Annotated in this window: 2 protein-coding genes and 1 tRNA gene; 2 read left to right on the forward strand and 1 reads right to left on the reverse strand. The window is 68.6% G+C overall.

Annotated features, from left to right (window positions below; genetic code table 11):
• Positions 1–295: 295 nt before the first annotated feature.
• Together BFF76_RS29440 and BFF76_RS29445 are read left to right on the forward strand one after the other, a co-directional pair.
• On the forward strand, positions 296–493 hold the full coding sequence (locus BFF76_RS29440; RefSeq protein WP_065849444.1) for a helix-turn-helix domain-containing protein: 198 nt from the start codon (positions 296–298) through the stop codon (positions 491–493).
• Positions 490–1,641, forward strand: a complete 1,152-nt coding sequence (locus tag BFF76_RS29445; protein WP_065849445.1) for a tyrosine-type recombinase/integrase — start codon at positions 490–492, stop codon at positions 1,639–1,641. Before BFF76_RS29440 ends, BFF76_RS29445 begins: the two co-directional genes overlap by 4 nt.
• A gap of 66 nt (positions 1,642–1,707) precedes the next feature.
• On the opposite strand, the gene BFF76_RS29450 is transcribed toward BFF76_RS29445, so the two are convergent.
• Positions 1,708–1,783, reverse strand: a tRNA-Arg gene (locus tag BFF76_RS29450).
• Positions 1,784–2,175: the final 392 nt, after the last annotated feature.

Genomic DNA, 2,175 nt, shown 5'->3' on the forward strand with positions numbered 1-2,175 from the left:
TCACCACATAGGACACGGTCTAAGTAGGGAAGCTCTGCGTCACAGCGTCACGCGGACGGCAAAAACAGCCTCTGGCCTGCGGATACGGGCGTGACGTAGACGGAAATCTCTGCGTCACCTGCGTCACGCCGTGACGCAGCCCGTGACGCACCGATGACGCACACCCCCACCCGTGCGTCACGCAAAGCCCCAGCTCAGAAGCCCGCGTGACGCTCGTGACGCTGTGACGCAGAAATCCCCACCTAGGACAGGCGCAGCCCTCATCAGCCCTACTCGGACGACCCGAGGAGCCCCGGTGGCCACCCCTCTGCCCACCACCCACAGAGCACTGACCGTTCCCGAAGTCATGGACGCCCTCAGCCTCAGCCGCTTCAAGGTCTACAACCTCATCCGCTCGCGCGAACTCAAGAGCATCACCATCGGCCGAGCCCGCCGCATCCCCGCCGAATCTCTCCGCACCTTCATGGAAACCAAGCTGGAGGAAGCCGCCTGAAGGCCCCGAAGAAGAGGAACCCCAACGGCGCCGGCAGCATCTGGCAGCGCAAGGACGGACGGTACGAAGCCCGCGTCTACGTCCCCCAGCCCGACGGCACGCGCAAGCGCAAGACCGTCTACGGCGGCACCTGGGAGGAATGCGACACCAAGCGGCAGGAGTTGGTCCTGCGAGACCGGCAGGGCGTCCCGACGCCCACCAGGTCGGCCAAGCTCTCCGAGTGGCTGCCCTACTGGCTTGAGCACTACGTTCAGTCGCGTCGCAAGCTCAGTACTCTGGACAAGTACGAAGCGCACGCCCGCCTCTACCTGATCCCCATGCTCGGCACCAAGCGGCTGGAGACGCTGAGCGTCGCCGACGTGCGCCGGTTCATCGCCCGGGTGCAGGCCGCCCAGACAGCGGCCACGGCGAGGGAAGCCCATCGGGTGCTGCGTACGGCGCTCACGGCGGCGGTCCGGGAGGAACTGATCACGCGCAACGTCGCCTCCCTGGTGGAGCCGCCCCGTGTGAAGCAGCGGGAGATCAGCCCGTGGTCACTGAAGGAGACCCTGTCCTTCCTGGAGGCCGCGCGCAGTGACCCGCTGTATGCCGCGTTCATGCTGGCCATCTGCATGGGGCTGCGGCGCGGTGAACTGGTGGGCCTGCGCTGGACGGACGTGGACCTGGACAACCGGGTGCTGCACGTCCGCCACCAGACCCAGCGACGCCGGGGCACGCTCTACGACGACGACCCCAAGAGCAGGCGCCGCAGGGTCGTGCCGATGCCCGCCCTGTGCGTCGCGCCGCTGCGCTGGCACCGGCTGAAGCAGCGGGAGACGTTCGCCGACACGGGCGTCACGTGGTCCGAGGGCGGCTACATCTTCGCCACAAGGAACGGCCGGCCGGTGGAGCCGCGGAACGTCTACCGCTCGTTCACGCGGGTGGCTGCCGGTGCCGGTCTGCGGGTGGTCCGGCTGCACGACGCCCGGCACGGCTGCGCCACGCTGCTGACGGCGGCCGGCGTCGCGCCGAGGGTCATCATGGAGATCCTCGGCCACAGCCAGATCAGCATCACGATGGACGTCTACACCCACGTCGTCCATGACACCCAGCGTGAGGCGATCAGCCACATGGACCGCCTGCTCAAGCGCCGTCTGCCGGGCGCCTGAGATACGACTGCCGTCAAATGGTGCCGTCAAAAAGGCCCGGACCATGATCGGTCCGGGCCTTTTCCCTGGTGCCCCCGGCAGGATTCGAACCTGCGACACCCGCTTTAGGAGAGCGGTGCTCTATCCCCTGAGCTACGAAGGCCCCGCTGGTCAGACGCTGTCCCGACGTCGCTGGTCCACCTGGACGGAGGGCAGCAGGCCGGTTCAATGGCTGACCAGAGAACAGGGTAGCGGATGGGCGTCCGAGTGTGGACGTGGATAGAGGGCGCGAGCCCGGGGGAGGGGCGGTCGGCCGGGCTGGCCTGCTGCTTTCCGGGGCTTGCGGCGGGGAGGAGCGCGCTCGCCACGGGGGTCGCGGCTGGAGCACTTTCCCGCGAGGGGCGAAATCCCGCCGCGCCTGCTCGACGCTCCGAGAGGCGGGTGCAGAGTGGCGGCAGGCTGCGTCGGTGCCTGCTCATCTCGTACGTGGGGTGCCTCCGGGGTGGCAGGTGCGCAGCGCCTGCGGCAGATGGTGCGCGGCGGACAGGCGCTGCG

Origin of the sequence: Streptomyces mutomycini (genome assembly GCF_001700505.1) — a bacterium.
Lineage (GTDB): Bacteria > Actinomycetota > Actinomycetes > Streptomycetales > Streptomycetaceae > Streptomyces > Streptomyces mutomycini.